Annotated in this window: 14 protein-coding genes; 2 read left to right on the plus strand and 12 right to left on the minus strand. The window is 52.3% G+C overall.

Features of this window, described 5'->3' with window-relative positions; translation table 11 throughout:
- Positions 1–21: 21 nt before the first annotated feature.
- Positions 22–540, minus strand: coding sequence for a hypothetical protein (locus AC3G2T_RS22465; protein WP_488436981.1), 519 nt, complete (start codon positions 538–540; stop codon positions 22–24).
- Positions 541–679: 139 nt separating this feature from the next.
- A complete protein-coding gene (locus tag AC3G2T_RS22470; protein ID WP_488436982.1) occupies positions 680–1,282 on the minus strand; it encodes a hypothetical protein in 603 nt (200 codons plus the stop codon).
- Positions 1,283–1,541: 259 nt separating this feature from the next.
- On the opposite strand from AC3G2T_RS22470, the gene hprK reads away from it, so the two are divergent.
- A complete protein-coding gene (gene hprK / locus AC3G2T_RS22475) occupies positions 1,542–2,456 on the plus strand; it encodes an HPr(Ser) kinase/phosphatase (protein WP_474685789.1) in 915 nt (304 codons plus the stop codon).
- Between the two features lie 227 nt (positions 2,457–2,683).
- Here hprK and AC3G2T_RS22480 read toward each other — a convergent pair whose 3' ends face one another.
- Entirely contained in the window at positions 2,684–4,435 is a 1,752-nt protein-coding gene (locus AC3G2T_RS22480; RefSeq protein WP_488436983.1) for a methyl-accepting chemotaxis protein, read from the minus strand.
- Between the two features lie 149 nt (positions 4,436–4,584).
- Positions 4,585–4,959, minus strand: a complete 375-nt coding sequence (locus tag AC3G2T_RS22485) for a winged helix-turn-helix transcriptional regulator (RefSeq protein WP_474685705.1) — start codon at positions 4,957–4,959, stop codon at positions 4,585–4,587.
- 118 nt (positions 4,960–5,077) lie between these two features.
- Here AC3G2T_RS22485 and AC3G2T_RS22490 point away from each other — a divergent pair, with 118 nt between their 5' ends.
- Complete coding sequence (locus AC3G2T_RS22490; RefSeq protein WP_488436984.1) at positions 5,078–6,127, plus strand: zinc-binding alcohol dehydrogenase family protein; 1,050 nt, start codon at positions 5,078–5,080, stop codon at positions 6,125–6,127.
- Positions 6,128–6,227: 100 nt separating this feature from the next.
- Here the strand turns inward: AC3G2T_RS22490 and AC3G2T_RS22495 are convergent, their stop codons facing one another.
- The 8 genes from AC3G2T_RS22495 to AC3G2T_RS22530 form a co-directional block, all read right to left on the minus strand.
- The gene (locus AC3G2T_RS22495) at positions 6,228–7,730 is read right to left on the minus strand and encodes a response regulator (protein ID WP_488436985.1); all 1,503 of its coding nucleotides are present in this window, start codon (positions 7,728–7,730) and stop codon (positions 6,228–6,230) included.
- A gap of 39 nt (positions 7,731–7,769) precedes the next feature.
- Positions 7,770–9,551, minus strand: coding sequence for a sensor histidine kinase (locus tag AC3G2T_RS22500; RefSeq protein WP_488436986.1), 1,782 nt, complete (start codon positions 9,549–9,551; stop codon positions 7,770–7,772).
- Positions 9,552–9,555: 4 nt separating this feature from the next.
- Positions 9,556–11,145, minus strand: coding sequence for a type 2 periplasmic-binding domain-containing protein (locus tag AC3G2T_RS22505; RefSeq protein WP_488436987.1), 1,590 nt, complete (start codon positions 11,143–11,145; stop codon positions 9,556–9,558).
- Between the two features lie 1,203 nt (positions 11,146–12,348).
- Entirely contained in the window at positions 12,349–15,717 is a 3,369-nt protein-coding gene (locus tag AC3G2T_RS22510; RefSeq protein WP_488436988.1) for a X2-like carbohydrate binding domain-containing protein, read from the minus strand.
- Between the two features lie 225 nt (positions 15,718–15,942).
- Positions 15,943–17,733 carry a type 2 periplasmic-binding domain-containing protein gene (locus AC3G2T_RS22515; RefSeq protein WP_474685717.1) on the minus strand — a complete coding sequence of 597 codons (1,791 nt, stop codon included), beginning with the start codon at positions 17,731–17,733 and terminating at the stop codon, positions 15,943–15,945.
- Between the two features lie 85 nt (positions 17,734–17,818).
- Positions 17,819–18,718: a carbohydrate ABC transporter permease gene (locus AC3G2T_RS22520; protein ID WP_488436989.1), complete on the minus strand. Its 900-nt coding sequence runs from the start codon at positions 18,716–18,718 to the stop codon at positions 17,819–17,821.
- A gap of 18 nt (positions 18,719–18,736) precedes the next feature.
- Positions 18,737–19,696 (minus strand): ABC transporter permease, encoded by a 960-nt coding sequence (locus AC3G2T_RS22525; protein ID WP_474685721.1) that lies wholly within the window; start codon positions 19,694–19,696, stop codon positions 18,737–18,739.
- 184 nt (positions 19,697–19,880) lie between these two features.
- Positions 19,881–21,086, minus strand: a complete 1,206-nt coding sequence (locus AC3G2T_RS22530) for a VWA domain-containing protein (protein WP_488436990.1) — start codon at positions 21,084–21,086, stop codon at positions 19,881–19,883.

The following is a 21,086-nucleotide window of genomic DNA, read 5'->3' on the forward strand; positions in this document are numbered from 1 at the left end:
CCGCTTCTTTATCTTTTTAGCTTAGCATCCCTCGCGAACCCGAACAAGAAAAAACGACAAAAACCGAGCAAAATTCACAAAAAGAAACCGCGATCTGCGCAAAATCATCGCCCGACCGTTCCCTGATCCGTTTAGCCCGGCCTGCGCGGAAAGCTGCGGAAGTCGGACTGTGGAAAAACTCGCCTGCCGGTATCGGCATACCTGCTTGGCAGCGCGGTAAATACCTGCAAAAGTCTGACCACCCAGAATCCCGTACGCCAGAGCCGAATCCACCACAATTTGCCTTCCTGTACGAAGAAAACCTGCAAACGTCAGACCACCCTGAAACCCGCACGCCTGAGCCGAATCCACCACAATTTGCCTGCCCGCACGTAGAAAACCTGCAAACGTCTGACCACCCTGAAACCCGCACGCCTGAGCCGAATCCATCACAATTTGCCTGCCTGCACGTAGAAAACCTGTAAAAATACATGAATTTACGTCCTTGATCGCTGGCCACGAAGAATTCCTGCAAATGTGCAGGTTTTTCAGCGAATACATGGGCTCAGACTCACTTTCAGCGAAAATTCCTGCACTTTTGCAGGCTTTTTGCCAAAACGAGCCCCTTTCACGGAAAATTCCTGCACTTTTGCAGTTTTTCACCCCGCCAAGCCCAGGTTCCCATGTTTCGCCCTGAACCTTACAATTTACAGATAACGCCTATCGTAACATAAATCTGAATGTCCCCGTCCCCATCGGATTCCGCATATTGAACAAAGGCGATTCGATCATGAAGCATCCAATAAGCACTGATGTTCGCATCACTGCTAAAAAAGGATTCCGCAGCATCGAATATAGAATTATCCTGGCTGGTAGGCTCGGGCATAAAATCACAAAAAACTTGTCTATCGTCCCCTGCAATGTATGGAGGTTCGGTAAACTTCAGTTCATCCTTTATCAAATCAACAATATCAACAAAAAACTGAGAATTGCTCTCTTTATGTTGTTTTATCGTCATTTCGTATTGCTCCCGGCGTCTGTCTTCATCTTTAAGCAATTCTTCATCATCTTCGCCAAACCGCTCGGAATCCTCGTAATCGAGGCTGATCATTCTAACTATTTGATTCGTATTATCGACAAAAAATTCGGCTCCCCCTAATGAATCGGATCCCCAGTGATCGATGGGCGTCTCTTCATCCGGAAAATCAGTTTCCATTAATTCTTTCATTAATTGAGGCGTATTCTTTATCTTGGTGACAAACTTTTCATTAAATCTGCTGTAAAAATCACTATTTAATTTCATCAATTCTACATCTCCTCAGCTATAAAAAATATGTTCGTCTACATATCTTAAGCTTACCGAAAACTCAACCGGAGCGGAAGACTTCCCTACCCCGAAATTTGTTTCCGGCTGCGCCAACAGAACGTCGCGACGAGTCCCCCGAGCCGGCGAGTCGGGCAGCAGGACCATAAGTAAAGCGGTTTCAAAAAAAAAGGATTCGCTCTGCAAATGAGCGAATTATTTAGAAGGTAGAAGTTATCGTCTATAGGAGGAACGAATGTTGAAGCCTGTTACCGTTAAAGATTTGGTCGATCGCTTTTCGCTGGAAATTCTCACCGGGCACTCGGAGCTGCACCGGACGATTGTCAGAACGCGGGCGCACCGCCCCGGTCTGGAGTTTGTCGGCTATTTCGACTTCTTTCCACAGGAGCATGTGCAGCTTCTCGGCAGAAAAGAAATCACCTACTTGCATACATTAAGCGAACAGGAACGAAATTTGCATATCGGCAATATCGTCAAGTACCATCCGCCTTGTTTTGTCGTGACGAGGAATCAGGAAGGTCTCAAATATTTAACCAAATACTGCGAGGAGGAAAAAATCCCTCTGCTGCGGACGGCGGCCCCGACATCCAAATTCCAAGAACTGGTTGACATCTATTTAAGCAAATCGCTCGCGCAGGAAATCGCGATTCACGGCGTTTGCGTCAACGTGTCGGGCATCGGCATTTTGCTGCGCGGCAAATCGGGCGTGGGCAAGAGCGAAACCGCGCATACGCTGATCCGCCGCGGGCACCGGCTTGTCGCCGACGACGTCGTCGTGCTGAAAAAAATCAGCCCGGAGACGATTCTCGGCACCCACAACGGAAAGACGAAGGAATTCCTTGCGCTGCGCAGCATCGGACTGATCAACGTATCCCGCCTTTACGGAAGAAAGGCGTTTCAGGACGAAACCCGCATCGTGCTCGATATCGAGCTGACCAAATGGCAGGACAACACCTTGAACAACGACCTGGAGTTGGAAGAAAAGTTCACGGAATATATGGATATCAAAATCCCCCATATCGAAATTCAGCTCCAGCCCGGCAGGGATGTGGCCGGTCTCGTGGAAGCCGCCGCCAACAACTGGTACCTTCGTCAGCAAGGCTACAGCGCAGCGGAAGACTTCATGAAGCGGCTGCAAAACGACATGGGATAGCGGCCCTGGCAGCATGTGATTGACCTAACCGCCGTCATGCGGCAGCCCCACCGCTCGCGTGCAAAAAAAACCAAGCATCAGGCAGAGAGCCCGAGGCTTGGGTTTTTTGCTTGGGTTTTCGTTTGGGTTTTCGTTTGGGTTTTCGCTTAGGTTTCGCTTAGGTTTCGCTTAGATTCCGCATAGGTTTTCGCTCGGGTTTTCGTTTGGGTTTTCGCTTGGGTGTTCCCTTACGTCTTGAACCGATGCGCCATCATTTGCAATTCGGACGACATGATGCTGAGCGATTCTCCCGAAGAAGTCAGCTCCTCCATCGCCGCCAGCTGCTCTTCCGTGGAAGAGGAAATCACATGCGCCAAATTGTTCGCCTGATTCGCCATCCGCTCGATCTCCTGCAAGGAGGCGGAAATTTCCTGCGAGCTGGCCGACATTTGCTCGGCGGCGGCCGAAGCCTCCTGAACCTGGTTCACGACGCTCCGCGTGGCGTCCAGAATGCGGACGAAAGCCTCACCCGTATGCCGGATCGCCTGAACGCCGGCCGCCACTTCCTGCTCGCCTTGATCCATCGCCGCACCCGCCTGGCTGACATCTTCGAGAATCGCCTCGATCAGCTCGGCGATCTCTGAGGCCGACGCCGTCGACCGTTCCGCCAGCTTCTTCACCTCGCCGGCAACGACGGCGAACCCTTTGCCTTCCGCTCCCGCGCGTGCCGCTTCAATCGACGCATTCAGAGCGAGCAAGTTCGTCTGCGCCGAAATATCCGTAATCACCTTGACGATATCGCCTATGTACTGGGAGCGCTCCGTTAGCTTGGAGACAATCTCCGCCAAATGATTGACCGTCTGGCTGACGGCGTTCATCTGCTCGGAGGACTGGGTAATGAGCAGATTGCCTTGCTCCGCTTCCTTCAGCGTCATTTCGGACGCTTCGTAAGCCGTTGCCGACGTCATCGCGATCCGCTGAATGCCGACGGCCATTTCTTCCATCGCTGTCGAGCTTTCATTCACACTGCGTGCCTGAACCTCGTTGCTGGAAGCCATTTCCTGAACGGACGCCGAAATTTGATTGCTGGCCTTGGACGTCTCTCCGATGGACTGGCTCAGCTCATGGGACGAGTCGGCCAGCTTGTCGGAGTTGGACAAGAGGCCCGCCACCATTTCCCGGAAGTGATTGTACATCCCTTCAAAAGAAGCGGCGAGCTCGCCAATCTCGTCTTTATTTTTGACTTTAAAATCGGCCTGCCTCAAATCCCCATCGGCTATCCGCTCGGCCTGACGCGCCAGACGCGTAAGCGGCCTCGAAATATGAAGCGCGAACAGCGTCATTATGACTCCGCCGACCACCCAGCAGACGATTAACGTAATGAGAATCGAGTTCAGAATGTGCGTTTCTCCCGAAGTGTAGTCCTGCATATAGGAGCCGGCCGAAATGACCCAACCCCAATCCGGACTGACTGCGGAATAGGCGATTTTCTCCGCTTCCTTGGAGGAATTGGGCAAAGGCCAGTTGTAGATCGTATAACCTCCGCCGGACTGCGCTTTTTGAACCATATCTTTTATGTAATAAAAGCCGTCGGACGTTTGTTTGTTTAAAATATTTTGGCCTTCCAGGGAAGGATGAGCCAGCAAATCGCCCTGCGAATTCAAAACGAAAAAGTAACCGTTCGGACCGAGATTCACCGTGCTGTTAATCGTACGCTTTCCGTCTTTCTTTACTCCGACCAGCATTTCCTTGACTTTCTCCTGGGCTTCCTCTTTCGAAATCATTCCCGTTTTCGAGGCTTGTTCAAAAGACGTCGTCAGTTCCAGACCCATTTTAACCATGTTTTGCAAGTTGCTGCGGATCAATGCGTCCGATTCGGTGGAAGATACTTCGTAGCTGACAAAACCCAAAACGGAAACGGGCAGCAGCAGCATAAACAGCGAAGTAAACAGCAGTTTTTTACGGATCGTCAATCGCCAAAATTCTCCCTTTTTCAACACGTCACTCCCCCTTGGAGACTAAGTCTTTAGTCCGTTGTAATACGATCAATCATACTAAAAATTTGCTTCCATTGTCCTCCTCATGTTACGCGCTTTCATGAATTTTTTGTGACATACGGAGCTGTTCAAGGAACCCGGTGAAACACGGCTCAGGTTAATAAATCAAGTTGTTCAGCCTCATTCCTCTCCGCTTGATGACTTTGATTTACTCTTTGATCGTATTGATCTCCCCACTCTTTCATCAACAAAATAATAGGCTCCAGCGTTTTCCCAAACTCCGTTAACGAATACTCCACCTTCGGGGGCACTTGGTTATAGCTCTTTCGCGTAACGATTCCTTCACGTTCAAGATCCCTCAATTGCAATGTAAGCGTATGATGAGTGACTTGGGGGTAAATCCTTCGAAGCTCATTGAATCGCTTTGTCCCGCTTAACAGGTGATAGATAATAACTCCCTTCCATTTTCCGCCGATAACATCCAAGGTTGTTTCAACCGGACATTGTTTTCTTGAAGGATTTAACATCCAGAACATCCCCTCTAGGTATTTTTTTTGATACTTAATATCAATTATTTGCGTACTTTTTGTATGTTACTAATTTTAATATAATGATGTTGTTAAGAGCAATCCATATTTAGAAGGGATGATAAATTTGAGTACAAAGTCTGAAATGATGAGGGCCGTCGGTTTATATGAGTATCTGCCAATCGAACATCCGGAAAGTCTGTTAGATGTAGAAGTACCGAAGCCTTTCCCAACAGGGCGCGATATTCTGGTCGAGGTAAAAGCTATCTCTGTCAACCCGGCTGATCCAATCGTACGTGCCTACGACAATAAAGTTGGGGAGCCTCCTTATATACTTGGATGGGATGTAGCTGGAGTTGTCGAACAGGTGGGACCGGATTGCACGTTTTTTAAGCCGGGAGATGAGGTATTTTATGCAGGAAGTCTCATTCAGCCAGGGGGCAACAGTGAATTTCATTTAGTGGATGAACGGATCGTCGGTAAAAAGCCTTCGACGCTAGATTTTGCAAATGCTGCATCGTTGCCTTTAACGGCGATTACTGCTTGGGAAAGCCTATTTGATAGGCTCGGCATTTCTTGGACTCCCGAAGCTAACAAAAACAAATCGATTTTGATTATCGGTGCCGCAGGAGGCGTTGGGTCGATAGCTCTGCAACTTGCTAATTTGGCAGGACTAACTGTTATCGGAACGGCATCCAGACCCGAATCGGTTCAATGGGTTAAGGAGTTTGGCGCAGATTTTGCAATCAATCATTACGAGGCATTTTTGCCGCAATTGCAGAAGATCGGCTTCGACCATGCAGATTATATTTTGTGCCTAAATAACACGGATCAACATTGGAACAACATGACGCAAGTTATCGCCCCTCAAGGCAAGATCTGTCTCATCGTGGAAAACGAAAACCCTGTTGCGCTGGGCTTATTGAAGAGTAAAAGCGTTACAATTGTTTGGGAGACGATGTTTACAAGGTCGACTTTTCAAACAGAGGATATCGAAGAGCAGCATCTTTTGCTGAACCGGTTAGCAGAGCTTATAGATGAAGGGAACATTCGAACTGCCGTTACTGAGCGAATGTCGCCGATAAACGCTGATAACTTAAAACTTGCCCATGCCAGAATCGAATCCGGAAAAACAATCGGCAAAATCGTACTGGAACATTTCCGGTAAGTCGGAATGGCGGCCAATCTTGGCCGCTTTTGTCCGTAAAAGGCAAAAACCATAGTTCCCTTCTACAACGAAAAAAAAGTCCCCTGAAGGGAACTTTTCATTACGGCGAATCCCGGAATTGGCCCGGCGTTACGCCCGTCAGCTTTTTAAAAATTTTAAAGAAATGGCCCGGATTCTCGTATCCGACCATGCCGGCAACTTTGCTGACGGCGATATCCTTGTCCCGGATCATAATCTCCTTGGCTTTGTTCGTCCGGTACGTGTGCAAATAGCGGATGAACGAAACGCCGGTTTCTTTTTTGAACAAAATGCTTACATAGGTCGGATGCAGGTAGACCAGATCGGCGATGCTTTCGAGCGACATGTCGCTTTTGTAATGGCCGGCGATGTAGTCCAGTATTTTCTCTATGCTTTCGGAGTATTTGGATTTGGCGTTCGCCTGGCGCAAAGCTTGGACCGCGGCGTCAAACAATGCCGACACACGGCTTTCGAACTGCCGCGCATTCATCGTGGCGGCCGTTGGCGCCGTCCGGGCGGGCAGGACGGACTCCATGGCGATGCCGTGATTTTGCATGTAGACGCTCATCTCGGATGCCAAGACGGCGTAAATGCTCCCGAGCAGCCCGGCATCGTCCTTCGCGTCGGAAGCGAGTTTGCCCATATAAGCTTGAAGCAAGCCGCCGGAGTCGGCGGGGTCGGCAAAGTCGGCGGAACCGCTCGCGCCGGTCAGCGCATCCATCACATGATGCAGGTCGGCCGCATCGAATTGCAGCCTGTCGCCAGGCAGCCGGCCGGGTGCGCCCGAAGGCGCGTGCATGCTGTAAAACAAGCTCCTCTCCGCCTGCGCGTATAAAGGATACAAATGAGGAAAACACGATTCAGCTTGAACCATGCCGATATCAAAGCGGCCGCCCTCTTGCGATTGCTCCGACAATGTCCGGCCGAGCGCCGCCAATTCTTGCTCCTGCAGTCCGGAGGCCATGTTGCACAGAAGAATGAATTGATTTTTGTAAGCGGAAACGAACTCGTATCTGATCCCGTTGTCCGGCAGCGTTTCATGAACGGCTCCAAGGCAAACGTCAGGGTCCGCAACATCCTTGAACTGCAGCACAAGCATGAAAAAATAAGGATGCGGAAACCATTCGTCCGCCGCGAAGCCCTGGAGCGCAACCTCTTCCAGCGGAACGTTGTACAAAATCATTTCCCGTATTTTGGACAGCTCCCGGTTTCGCTGCCTGAGCTTCTCCTCGCGGATGTCCCTGAATACTTTTTCCAAAATCGTCATCAGCTCGGTCTTATTGACCGGCTTTAATAAATAGTCGATCGTCTGCAGGCGAATCGCCTTGCGCGCCAATTCGAAATCGTCGTATCCGGTCAAAATGACGAACCTTTTGCACGTTCCTTTGTTCAAAATGCTTTCGATCAGCTCAAAACCGTTCATCTCGGGCATATAAATATCGGTGATGACAAGATCGGGCTGCAGCGCATCCATTTGCTCAAGCGCTTCAAGCCCATCCATCGCAGTTCCGATTTCGCCCACAAATCCGCAGCCTTGCTTGATGATGTTCGTCAATCCTTTGACAATCAGCGGTTCATCGTCCACTATCAGAATGTTCAGCGTATTCGCTCCCTTTCATTCGCTTTACGACGCCTGGCGTTCCCGCATCTTCAGTTTGACGGTGCACGTCGTTCCTTCGCCTTCGCGGCTTTCCAAAAACAGCCCCGAACCCGCGCCGTAGTAAGCCTTGATCCGCTCATGCACATTGCAAATGCCGAATCCGCCTTCGTTCGTTTGCAAGCTTTTCGGATCGGTTTTATTGTTCAGCAAGTCTTGGATCTGCTTCAGCCGCGCTTCATTCATCCCCAGGCCATTGTCTGCAATCATGATCAGCAAATAGCCCGCTTCCTCGAACATTGTCACTTTTAAAAAACTGCCCTTACGGCTTTTGGACATACCGTGCATAATGCTGTTCTCGACGAGCGGCTGCAAAATGAACTTCGGACACATCACCTGATCGATATTCGCCCGGATTTCAAATTCGTAGTTGAGCCTGTCGCCCATGCGGATTTTGCAAATTTTCAAATAGTTGTCCAGGTTGACCATTTCATGCTGCAGCAGGGTATGCTCATTGTCCGTGGACAAGCAGTAGCGGATCAGCCTGCCGAATGCGTAGCACATATCCGCGACTTCCATATCCTGGTTCAGCTCCGCCATCATGCGCAGCGACTCCAGCGTGTTGTAGAGAAAATGCGGCTTGATCTGCGCCTGCAGGGCCGCGTAAGCCGCCTCCTTGCGGAGAATTTCCGAGCGGTGCACGGTGTTCACCAACTCGTCGATACGGCGGATCATCGAATTGTACGAGAAGACGAGCACGCCGATTTCATCGCCGCCCGCCCGGTCATCATACGGGGAAAAGTTGTTGTCCCCCACTTTCCGCATATGCTTCGCCAATTTCAAAATCCGCCGCGTAATGGAAGTTGCCGTAAAATAATAAACCGCCGACAGCACGAACAGCAGAAAAACGATGATAACGACCGTGTAGGTCAGCTCGTTTTTGATCCGCCCGAACTCTTCCCTGGCATTGCTCAGTACCAGCACTTTCATGCCCAATTCCTCAATGACCAACGTGTTGACAACCCGGCTGTTGTCCGACACATTATAATAATTGGCGCCATTGCGCGCGATCTCTTCCGTAATCGCTTTCATTTCGCTCGCGCTTACATGGTTTTGAAAGTCATCGCTGCAGTAGACCGCACCGTTATCTTTGCCCAGCAAGCATTGGTAATTGGAGCTACCCGCCTTCACGCTTTCGAGGAATTGAGCGATCATGCTGTCCTTCATCGTAATTTCCAAAATTCCGAGCACATTTACATATTCGTGATCATAAATTTTTTGATAAAATTTCAGCCTTGGCACTTGAACGCCGTCCGACTTTTCGTAGACCCATTGGCCTGTGAATGCGAGCTTGGGCAAAATTTGCGATTCCTCCTGCATTTCGCTGATGTTCATAATGTCAGGTTTAAAGGAGATGAACTTGATGTCGCTTTTGTATATTTTGATCGAATCGACCGAAGGATTGCTGTTGCGGATATAAGTAAGCAGCGGCCCGATGTTGTTGACATAATTGTAAATGCGCTCCGAGTCCGAATCGTAAAATCCGCTCAAATATTGAATCATGTTCTGATCGTATTCGATCACATTGTACAGCCCTTCGATTTGCGTCATGCTGACCCGTAGGTTCGTATATGCATGCTGCAGCATTTGCTGGCGCCCGACCACGTAATCTTTCAGAACCTCCGCGTTGAACAAATGGTAAATGACCGCCCCGAATACGCAGATCGGAACGAAAACGATGCATATGTAGCCGATAATGACCTTTTTTAATATCCCGACGTTGGAAAACCCGCGAAATTTACGCTTCATATGTTCATTCCTTCAACTTGGATAATGCCAGTTGGTACTGCTTGTTGGCCCAAAACTCGTATTTTTGCACGCCGATTTCGTTCGCTTTTTTCAGCATGTCATGATACGCGTCCTGTACCCCTTGCTCCGACTTGGCCAGGTAAATTTTCAACTGTTCGCCCGCAACCATGCTGTTCAGCTTCGTCTGCAGCGTTCGCTCATCCGAGTATACCGTAGGCTTCAACATGCCCATTGCCGGGTCGTAAACCGTGTATTTCCTGAACACCGCCTTCAAAGGAGCGGCCGCGAGCTGCGGCGAACCGTTTCTGAGCCCCTCGGTTACGGCGCTGCCGGCCATTTTGCCCCACCAATATAAACCGTCCCGCGCCAAAAGATCCTCATCCCATATATTGTAGTTGAACTGCGGGTATCCGGCCGGACCCGGTTTCCAATCTCTTCCCTCCAGCCCCCACCCCGCCAGCTTCTGCCCTTCCTCGGAAAAAAGAAACTTCATGAGTCGAATCGACTCCTGCAGATGGCTGTTCTTCTGCGTGATAAATACCCCCGCCCAGCCAGGCGAATAGGCATAATACCGCACTTTGCTGCTGAGCGGGCCCGTCACCATCGTCATTTCGTAACGTTTCTTTTGTCCGGCCAAACGATCGTTGATCGTGTCGGCGAGAAGCGCATTGCCGATGATCGCGAAGGCCCTGCCGTCTTCCACCAAATTCAAAGCCTTGCCGCTGCGCTCCCCGAACGTAAAATTATCCGCGCTTAGCAGCCCTTCCCGGTAAAGCTTATTGATGTAGGTATAGTAGTCGAGCCTGCCGGGCTGTTTGATGTAGTAATTGACGCTTCCGTTCTCATCTTTATAAAATTCGTCATCGGCGCTCACCTGCCCGAACTGGGCGTTGAAATAGCCGAATGTCCGTACATCGTCCGACACCAGCGGAATCATGTCCGGCCAAGTCTGCTTGACGAGAGCGAGCACGCGCTCCAAATCGTCCAGCGTCTCCAACGGAGGCGAACCCAACGCCGCCCATAAATCTTTGCGGATCGCCAGCCCCGGCCCGTCGGGCAGCGCCGCCTCGTTCGCCTCCATGTCCTGCTGAAACGAATGGCCGCTTAGCAGCGTATAAAACCGTCCGTTAGCTTGCGTGTAAAGCGCACTTTGCCGTTTATCTATCGTAAAGTCCGGCGCATATTGCGCAATCAGACTGTTCCAGTCATAGCTCATTTTATTGTTGGACAGCCGCGACAATTCCTTATCCGTAAACACCAGCTCGGGCAAATTGTCCGAAGCGATCAGGAACGGCAGCTCCCGGTCATCCGAGGCGACGGAAATTTTCAGCTTCACGCCCGTTCTGCGGGTAATTTCCTCGGGAATCGGACCGCTCCAATCCTTGAAGGGCCACCATGGGAAATCAACGAACATGCTGATTTCGACAGGCTCGGCAGCGCGAACCGCCGCCTGCTTGGACGCGGCCAAAGCTTCCTGGCCCGCATCTTTCGGATCCGCGCTTCTGCACGCCGATGAAAATAGAGCGACCAGCAGCAAAATCATCAAACAAGCTGGCGCGTTCCTTAAACGTCGACCGTTCATCATGCTGATCATCGCGCCGATCACCCCGCCTCTTTTTCAAAATTATGTAAGCGCTACCCATTTAGTATAGCATAAACACGCCGCTATCCCATAAGGGAATCGGCCAAAGAAAGACGCCTGCGAAACTGGCGTCGTGCTGCGGCTAGGGAGTCTGATGTAGGAGATGCGGAATGGCGGAAATATGCTGCGTGAGCGGCTAGGGCGCCGCTAATCGCGGAAGCCTCTGGTGGTCACGATTGCCACCGGTAGGCACGGAAACACCCAATAGTCTCGGAAACACCCAATAGTCTCGGAAGCCCCCGGTAGGCACGGAAACCCCCAATAGTCTCAGAAACACCCAGTAGTCTCAGAAACCCCCGGTAGTCCCTCTCTCGTATAAGCGAGAGCATACACGAAAAGGCTGCGAGCCCACTAGTTTGCTGAATTTCAGCAGAACTGGGGGGCGCACGACTGCTATAAAGATGTTTTCGAGGCCGTCAAATCACTCAGCAACAACTTTCGTTCCTCCACCATCGTTGGCCTTGCAGGTCATGGCTAACTCTCCTCAAGGTGAGCCGCCCCCAAAGTCGATGCAACCGCTGGTGAAGCAGCTGAACAGCCCGCAAAAACTGCAAAAGTGCAGGCTTTTTCCAAGGTAACGGCCCATGTGGAGGAAAAGCCTGCAAATGTGCAGGAATTTCCGCTCGGGACAGGCCTAAACCCCAAATTCCTGCGAAAAAACTGCAGATTTGCAGGAATTATTAAAATCCGGCTCATCCAGGAGCAAAAAGATGCACTTTTGCAGGCTTTCTGCGTGTAGCCAGCACTTCCAGACAAGTTTGCGCCTACGGGCACAAGCGCTAACGATGTGTCACAGCGTTAGGGCGGGAAGCAGCGGAGGGTCTTGCTTCCGGGCCCACTGCAACGGTGTTTCTCAGCGTCACGGCGGTGAGCCACGGGAGGCCTTGCCTCCGCACCCACTGTAACGATGTATCACAGCGTTACGGGCAGAGAACCGAGGGAGGCCTTGCTCCAGGCCCGCTGGTACAATTCTCCACAGCGTCCCGGGCGGAGGCCACGGGGCCTTGCCCCCGGGCTCACGGCTCCGGGCCCGGGCCAGCGCTCTGCAAAGCGCGAGGGGCTGGCCCTCGGCAGCTTATGCTGCACGTGGGCCAGCCCCTTATCTCCGCGCCATGCTTGCAGCTATGGCTCTGTCGCTCCGCGCCGTGCTTGCAGTTACGGCTCGATGCCCCACTGCAGGCTGCCCGCTACGTATCCTGTCACTTTGTTCCAGTCCGCATATGCGGTGGCCGCCGAGTTCAAGGAATAGTCGTCGGTTTGCGTGTAATTGCTCCAATCGGTCTTGGAAAATCTCGCCTGGATTTCGATGCTCTGCCCGGCTGCGAGGCTTCCCGCTCCGCTTGTAAAGCCTACTTCCAAGTAGTAGTCGGCGGTAGCTTTGGCTGATGCGAGCTTAACAAAAGTTCCCGTAACGTTGGAGCCCCCGACCGTCGACCAGTCGCAGAAAAAGTTTTGCGCGATATCCCCGTTAATCGTGTAGTAGTACCTGATTTTGACGTCGGCCAGATTGACCGCCGTCGTGCCTGTGTTGACGAGCTTCAATCGTGGATTGATTGAAACGGTTGAGGCGCCCAAGGTTCCGTTAAACGTCTGAACCTTGATCGACCCCGATGCTGCGCCCGTCGTATCGACGACCGTTACCGCCAAAGATTGCGCTGCCCCCGCGCTGAACTGGAACGTTAAATTCGTCGTGCCTACAGGCTGCGCAGCCAAATACGTCTTCGAGATCGTAACCGTCGATCCGGATACGGTATAGTCGGTTCCCGCGACAAGAGCCGTCGTTCCGTTCTTGATCGCGGACAACGTGTTACCGTTTAAGGTCAGCGTCACCGGAATGTCCGCCTGGTTGGCGGTCTTTTTGTCAAACGTCGCCGTCGTCGGCGATATCGTGGAACCGGCGGTCGTCGTCGTATCGACTACCGTTACCGCCAAAGTTTGCGTAGCCCCCGCACTGAACTGGAACGTCAAGTTCGTCGTGCCTACAGGCTGCGCAGCCAAATACGTCTTCGAGATCGTAACCGTCGAGCCGGATACGGTATAGTCGGTTCCCGCGACAAGAGCCGTCGTTCCGTTTTTGATCGCGGACAGCGTATTGCCGTTTAAGGTCATCGTCACCTGAATGTTCGCCTGGTTGGCGGTCTTTTTGTCAAACGTCGCCGTCGTCGGCGATATCGTGGAATTGTTATTGCTCGTGCCAATCGGATCGGCGACCAGAATTCCCCGGCCGTTCGTGCCTAAATACACGCGTCCGTACACCCTCGGATCCCCGGTAATGCACATATTGATCCGCGCATACTGGTGCTGGTCATCGTTAATCCGCACCCAGGTCGTTCCAGCATCGTCCGAGCGGAACACGCCGCGTACACCGTCGATTTTGGCTACCGCGTACAAAGCCATGTAGCTTTGCCCGGCCGCCGCTTTGCCGAAACCGATGACATCCGCTTCCTGCACATTCGTCAGCTTGGTAAAGCTGGCGCCGGAGTCGGTCGAGTGCCACATGCCGTACTTGCCTTCAGTGTTGTTGCCGCCGACAAACCAGATGTCTCCTTCGCGCCCCGGAACCGCTTTGAAGTTAATCGAGGCTTCGTTCGGCTGCATGCCCGCCACATTGTTGGTCGGCAGCACCGTCGTCGCCGTCTGCGTGAAGGTCGCTCCGCCATCCGTACTGATATAAAACTTGCCGACGGAGAAAGCATAAAACTTATTCTTGTTCACACGGTCGGAAATCACGATGGATTTGGCTGGAACACCGCTGCTGGCCGTCCAGGAATTGCCGCCGTTTTTCGAATAAAACACGCCGGCATCCGATGTGCTCCACACGATGGAGCCGCCGTCCGCCGCCAAAGCTACGGTACCGCCGCCTAGCGTCGTGGCCGGCTCCGAATTCACCGTATACCAGTTCGAGCCGCCGTCCTGCGAAATGCCAAGCGCCTTAGCCGCCGTCTCTTTCACCCTGTCGATATTGCCGACCCTCACCATGATGTTCGGGCTCAGCTCCGCATAGTCGATGCTGGTCGAGGTCGCATACGTCGGGCTCGTAAAGATCGTCGACGGCGCCGCGGTCAGGTCATTGTGGCGGAAGCCGGACACATCGCCGATCGCGCTGACCAGATTGGCCCCCGACGGCGGACTGATCAATCCAAGCACGGCCATCTCTTCGATGCCTTTGGCCATGACCGATATATTCACCGTGCCGCCGCTGTCCCACGTCGTCAAATTGTTCGTGCCGTAAATCGTCGCGCCGGTGCCGTACATCATGCGGTCGGAGTTAAACGGATCGATCTCCAGATCGCCGATCATCCAGCCGAGCTTCGGAGAAGGAATCGGCGGATTAGGCGCGAGGCCAAAAGTCAGCCAAGGCGCTGCGGTAATATCCTGGGTATAGCGCAGCGTACGGCTCGGGTAGCCGTTCCAATCCCAAATCCGGGTCCAGTTGGAGCCGCCGTTCGTGCTGCGGTAAATGATCGCATCCGGCCACCACGAATTCAGGGTCGCCACCATGAGCGTATCCGGATGCTGAGCATCCACGGCAAGGCCGCCGTAGCCGTAGTAATCGTCGCTGCTGCTGCTGGCAACAGGGCTGATATTCGTCCACGTGCTTGTCGCCGTGTCGAACTTCCATACCTCGCCCTTCGCGCCGTCGTACGGACCGACGCCGTCGCTGTAAGTAATGTACAGCTTGCCTGTGGAGGAAAGCACGCCGTGATGCGGCAAATACCCTGTCGGCTGTCCGGCAAGCGCCGTCCACGTAGCGCCTCCGTCCGTACTGCGGTAAACGCTGTTCGCTTTATCCGCCACGCCAACGTAAATCGTCTGGGTAGCATTGCCGGAAGAACCCGTTCTCGGGTCGAAGGTGATCCAGGACAATCCGACGATATCGCTGCCGTATTCCTGGCCCGGGTTCTGAATATAAGTACCGGGGTTAGTGAAGCTCGTCACTTTGGACCAGGTGACCCCGTAGTCCGTACTTTTCCAGAGACCGTTCCCGCTTCTGGCCCCGAAGAAAAGAATGCTGTTCTTGTTAGGGTCGATCACAAGCCGTTCGCCCATGGAGCGCCCGGGCATGTTGCCGCCGACCTTGAAAGGCAGCGCCGTAGACTGCCAGGTGTTCCCCTGATCGGTAGAACGCATAATTTGGCCGTTCGTGTCCCAGGCATTCGTATAAGTGCCCGTAGCCATATACACGCGGTTCGGATCGACCGGATCCGTCGCCAGCGCGTCCACGCCGTTCTTGTTCCAATCGTCCCAGCCTACCGAGTCGGAAATCGATACCCAACTGCTTGTGGCCGCATTCCAGCGGTAAGCCCCGCCGATGTCCGTGCGGGCATAAATCAAATCTTTTTGCTTCGCATTAAAAATAATACCCGGAACAAATCCGCCTCCGGCGCCGGTAACGACATTGCGCCATTGATACGGCTCGCTGCCCGCAGCCTCGGCCTTGGACGGCGCGCTCACAAGCGCCGCACCCAAACATGCAATCAGCGACATGACAACCAGACCTGCACTTGCATACTTTTTCACCATTAATTTCAGCCTCCTTCAAAATAGATTTACTGGATCGGGCTTACCCGCACTCGCTTGAATGCCATTCACCTCCTTTCATATCATGTACGCGCTTTCAAAAAAACTTCCCTTGATGCGGCCGACCGGCCGCCGTCATGCAGCGAAGCACCGCACGCCGGGGCTGCGCGGTACAAACATTATTCTGGCAGATGAGTCTTGTCGATCCCATCTGCCAGTCATTGCAAGCTATTTTGCCGTCTTCCTCGCCTCAAACAGTTCCTGCGCCTTCTTGATCGAGAACGCCGTCACTTCGTCGTAACCGAGGCCCTTGACCTTGCTGATCATTTCCTGCTTCAGCCTGCTGTACTCCGCCTCATCCTTGGCGAATACCATCTTCCAGGAATACTGCTGGATGACGGTACCGATTTGCGTATTTTTTTGCTCCAGCGTTTTGTCCATGACAAGCGGCGGTTTGCCGGTAAAGCCTTGCGGCGCAACGGCGATCATATTGTTTTTAAGCAAATATTCCTTCGCCGTGAGCGCACCCATCTTGGCTCTCCAGTCGCTGTCCAGCTTGCTCGGATTCCTGCTCAGCGTAGTCGACCACAGACCGTGGTCGTAAGGCTCGTTGAACTCCGGATTGATCAATGTCGGAGCCACCGCAGCGAAGTTGATCTGATTCATGCCGTCTTTGAACGTGCCGCCGCCATATTCGGCGGGAACTTGCGTCGAGGGGTCCTGGTAAGCTTTCCAGCCGAAATCGGTGACAAAAGGCTTGCCGTCTTTGACATCCCAAGTAAGCCCTTTCGGTCCGTTAGGCACAGATGTGCCGCCGCCCGCAGACAGCATCGCGCCCTCCGGCGTGTACATCCAGTTGATGAACTCCATGATGCGCTCAGGGTATTTGGCTTTGGCCCCGATCGACATCACCCAGCTATTCCCGTACTGATTGAAGCCGTAGGAGTAAACCTTCTCGCCCTTGAAAGGCACCAGCGCGAAGCCTTTGCCTTGATCGATCCGCTCTTGCGTGTTGTAGTTGGCGGCGCCTAACCAAGGGAACCAGGAGAACAAAACGCGGCCGTCCTTGTACTTGCCTGCGACATCGTCGAATTTTTGCGACAGCGAGTCAGGATCGACCAGCCCCATCTGATTGGCGTCAAAATACAATTTAAGCGATTTCATATACCAGCTGTCTTCAGAGAGCATGTCATAGTATTTGTCTTCGTCGGCAGCGATCAAAATATTCGTATTCACGATCTCGTCATAGCCGTTCATCGCCGCAAACTGCTTGGCCAGCGTCATTTTGTAGTTGGTGTCCCAATCCGCCCACAAAGAGAAGCCGTACGTCGGCTTGCCCTTTTCGTTTTTCGGTTCAAGCTCCTGCATTTTTTTCAGCACGGGGAGATAATCCTGCGGCGAATTGATCGGAGGCGCGCCGATTTTTTGATACAAATCCCAGCGCAAATCGGGCCCCCATGTCAGTTCCTTGCCTTCGGACGGTCCGGCCTGCTTCACGGCCGCCTGGTTCCCGATGCCGTAAACGGCTTTGCCGCCGCCGAAGGAAACCTTGTTCTTCTCAATCGCCTTCGGATAGCCGGCCACGATATCTTTGCCGTATTTGTCCAGCAAACCGTCTTTAGTCCAGTCATACACCAGACCCGCTTTAATCGCATTGGGGAAATCCCCCTTGTCATCGCCGAAAATGATCAGGTCTCCCAAATTGCCGGACGCCATCAGCGTGGCAAATTTGTTGCTTCCGCCGTCCAGGTTCGAGGCGATAATGTTAAGCTCGATATTGAATTTGTCCTTCACCACCTTGGCAAACCATCCGGTCTGCTGCCCTGCGAAATTCGCCGTCTCCGAGAAAACGTCGATCTTGTACAGCTCCTTTTGAGCCGACGAACCGGACGAGGCGCCGGAGCTTGCCGAGCTGGACGGCGCTAGACTCGCCGTATCCGAACTGCAGGCAGCCATGCTGAAGACGCATACGTTCGCAAGTGTGAACAGCGCTGCCTTTTTCAATGACTTGATCTTCATTTCTTTCCTCCCTATGATCGTTAATCATCTAAATAAAACTCCGGTTTTCCACGGAGGAGAACCCTGCCCCAAGCTTTTATCGCCATTAACCTTTAACGGCGCCGATCAAAATACCTTTCACGAAAAACCGCTGGAAATACGGGTACACGAACAAAATCGGCAAAACCACAATCATCGTAACGGTCGTTCTGACCGATGTCGTCGTCTGCATATTTTGCAAGTTGATGCTGGACAAATCCTGGGTGCTCTTGAGCAGCGCGACCAGCGAGGCCGATTCGTTCAAGTAGCGGTACAGGATGAATTGCAGCGTATACAGCTTCGAATCGGTAACGAGAAAAGCCGTGTCGACAAACGAATTCCACTGCGCCACCGCGGAAAAAATCGTAATCGTCGCGATAATCGGCGTAATCAATGGGAACACGATGCTGCGGAACAATCGCAGATAGCCCGCCCCGTCGATCGACGCGGACTCCTCCAGCGAAGGCGGGAGCGACTCGATGAACGTTTTTACCAAAATGATGTTAAACGGTGAAATGATCGTCGGCAGCACGTATCCGAGAAAGTTGTTGGTCAAGTGCAAATTATTCATCGTAATAAACCACGGGATGAGGCCTGCGTTGAAATACATGGTGATCACGACCAAACGGTAGGAAACCCGCCTCCCCCACATTTCCTTCTTCGTAAACAGGTAGCCCAAAAATGCCGAAGCCCCTACGGTCAAAATAGTTCCAATCACCGTCCTGGCGACGGAAACAAGCGCAGCGCGTCCTAATCCCTTGATTTTCAAAACCTGAACATAATTGTCGAAATGAATCTGCTGCGGATAAAATGTAATGTAGCCCATAGCGCTCAAATCATTGCCGCTGATCGTATTGATAAACAAGTAATAAAACGGAAACACGCAAAGCAGCGTAAAAATGCCCAGCAGCGCATAATTGATCACATGGAACGAAATGTGCCCCGCCGTCTTTCTTTTGATTGCCATATGCTCATCCCTCGTCAACTAAATAATAGATTCGTCGCGGAACAGTTTGGATAACCCGTTTGCCAAAAACAGCAAAATGACGCTGATGATCGATTTCAACATACTGACAGCGGTTGCAAAAGGGAAATTATTGCTGAACGCGATGTTGTACACGTACAAATCCAGCACTTCAATCGAATTTTTATTGATCGGATTCTGGAAAGCGAAGTACTGCTCAATGCCATTATTGATAAAATTGCCGATGGAAAGCAGCAGGAGCACAAAAAAGGTCGGCAATATGCCCGGTACCGTAATGTTCCAAATCTTCTGAAAGCGGCTGGCGCCATCCACTTCCGCGGCTTCGTAAAGCTCCTGGTCGATGCCCATGATCGCCGCCAAATACAGGATCGCCCCCCAGCCGAGACTTTTCCACAGATACCAGAGAATCATAGGAAACCATACGTTCTCGTTGGAGGCGAGGAAATTAATGCCCTTATCCGTGATGCCGAGCTCGATCAGGAGATGATTGACCAGCCCGTTATCGACCGACAACAGCGCGAACGCCAGGGAATAGACGAGAATCCAGCTGATAAAATTGGGGATCGTCGTGAGCGTCTGAACGAGCTTCCGGTATCCGGGCGACTTCACTTCCGACAGCATAATCGCAAACACAGCCGGCAAAAAAGAGACCGCCATGCCGAGCGTGCTCATCGCCATCGTATTTTTCATGACGCGCATCACTTCTCCCGCCTGCGTAGGATTGGACACGATGGATTGGAACCATTTCAACCCCACAAACGGCGTCTTCGACAAGGGTATGCCGGGGAAATAATCATAGAACGCATAAATCCAGCCGGTCAAAGGCAAATAGCTAAATAGAAAGGTCAACACAAGAAAAGGTAGCGCCATGAAAAATAATTTGTACTTGTTCGGGAACCTCACGCCCAGCCCCGTCCTGTAGCTCTCTTTTTTGACGAGCGTTTTTGAGCTTACTGCCATTCCAGCTTCTCCTTCCAAATAAAGCGATTACAAAATCAAGTTTGTGCTATAATCATAATTTGTTTTCGGAGCTTGCGTAATGTCAATTTTTAAGATCATTTGTGTTCATTTTTTATGTTCTTCCGTCTTAGGTAAAAAAAGGATACTTCCGCATGCGGCGGTGCCGCTTGGAAGTACCCTGGTGTTAGACTGACGGCTGTGCCTTGACCCTGTCCGCCAAAGTGTTCAAATCGTGCCCTTTCAAAGCGCCTTCGATCAGTTCCGGAAGCCTGTCAGGGGAACAGCCGAAGCAAGGAATGCCGAATTGGGACAGCTTCTTCGCTACCGCATCGTCATAAGAAGGTACGCCTTGATCGGATAATGCAAGCAAACAAATGACCTTCACACCGGCCTGGTGCATATCTGCGAGGCGCGCCAGCATTTCGCTGCGATTGCCGCCTTCATACAGATCGGATACGAGAATGAACAGCGTTTTCTTCGGCTCAGCCACAAATTGTTCGCAATACGCGATCGATTTGTTGATATCCGTTCCTCCGCCGAGCTGAATGCCGAACAGCATGTCGACGGGGTCCTCCGCACATTGCTCGCTCAAATCGACAACCTCGGTGTCAAAAGCGACCACCCGCGTATCCAAAGCCGGCATGCTCGCAAAGATCGAGCCTATAATCGAGGCGTAAATGACCGAGCCCGCCATCGAGCCGCTTTGGTCGATATCCAGAATGACCGTCCATTCCTTGCTTCTGCGGGCACGGTCGTAGAAATACACTTTTTCCGGCAGCAGCAGATTGCGCTCTCTGTCGTAGTGCTTCAGATTTTTGCGGATCGTCGTATTCCAGTCAAGCCCCGTAACCGAAGGCAGCGGGCTATGCTGTCTGCGGTTCAGCGCCCCCGTCACCGCCCGCCGCAAATCCTGGGACAGCCGTTTGACGATCTCGTCCACGACCGCCTTGACCAATTGCCTGGCCGTTTCCTTCGTCTTCTCGGGGATTTTCCCTTTGAGCGCCATAAGCGTAGCGACCATTTGAATGTCCGGCTTGACCTGGGACAGCAGCTCCGGCTCGAACAGCAGTTGCTTCAACCCTTTGCGTTCAATCGCGTCGGATTGGATGATCGAAACGATGTCCGAGGGGAAAAAGGTGCGGATATCGCCCAGCCATTTCGCCAGCCTGGGCGATGACGGCCCCAATCCCGCCGCTCGCGATCCTCCGCTTCCGGCAGCGTCAGCGGCGAAAGATCCCGCCGTATCGTCGTAAATGGCGGCAAGCGCCTCATCCATCATCGCCGCCTCGTCGTCAAGCTTACAGCCGCCGTACGACTGCAGCTTCTCTTCGGAAGCGGCGCCCAGAATCAGCCGCCACCGTTTCAATTGTTCTTCGTCTGCTTTTTTCAT

Source organism: Paenibacillus sp. sgz302191, from assembly GCF_057749925.1.

What these genes read in the sequence shown, in the direction of transcription:
- AC3G2T_RS22520 (WP_488436989.1), bottom strand. Translation starts at nt 18,718, where the DNA reads ATGGCAATCAAAAGAAAGACGGCGGGGCACATTTCGTTCCATGTGATC.
- AC3G2T_RS22500 (WP_488436986.1), bottom strand. Translation starts at nt 9,551, where the DNA reads ATGAAGCGTAAATTTCGCGGGTTTTCCAACGTCGGGATATTAAAAAAG.
- AC3G2T_RS22515 (WP_474685717.1), bottom strand. Translation starts at nt 17,733, where the DNA reads ATGAAGATCAAGTCATTGAAAAAGGCAGCGCTGTTCACACTTGCGAAC.
- AC3G2T_RS22505 (WP_488436987.1), bottom strand. Translation starts at nt 11,145, where the DNA reads ATGATCAGCATGATGAACGGTCGACGTTTAAGGAACGCGCCAGCTTGT.
- AC3G2T_RS22490 (WP_488436984.1), top strand. Translation starts at nt 5,078, where the DNA reads ATGATAAATTTGAGTACAAAGTCTGAAATGATGAGGGCCGTCGGTTTA.
- AC3G2T_RS22525 (WP_474685721.1), bottom strand. Translation starts at nt 19,696, where the DNA reads ATGGCAGTAAGCTCAAAAACGCTCGTCAAAAAAGAGAGCTACAGGACG.
- AC3G2T_RS22530 (WP_488436990.1), bottom strand. Translation starts at nt 21,086, where the DNA reads ATGAAAAAAGCAGACGAAGAACAATTGAAACGGTGGCGGCTGATTCTG.
- AC3G2T_RS22470 (WP_488436982.1), bottom strand. Translation starts at nt 1,282, where the DNA reads ATGAAATTAAATAGTGATTTTTACAGCAGATTTAATGAAAAGTTTGTC.
- AC3G2T_RS22485 (WP_474685705.1), bottom strand. Translation starts at nt 4,959, where the DNA reads ATGTTAAATCCTTCAAGAAAACAATGTCCGGTTGAAACAACCTTGGAT.
- AC3G2T_RS22510 (WP_488436988.1), bottom strand. Translation starts at nt 15,717, where the DNA reads ATGGTGAAAAAGTATGCAAGTGCAGGTCTGGTTGTCATGTCGCTGATT.
- AC3G2T_RS22465 (WP_488436981.1), bottom strand. Translation starts at nt 540, where the DNA reads ATGTATTCGCTGAAAAACCTGCACATTTGCAGGAATTCTTCGTGGCCA.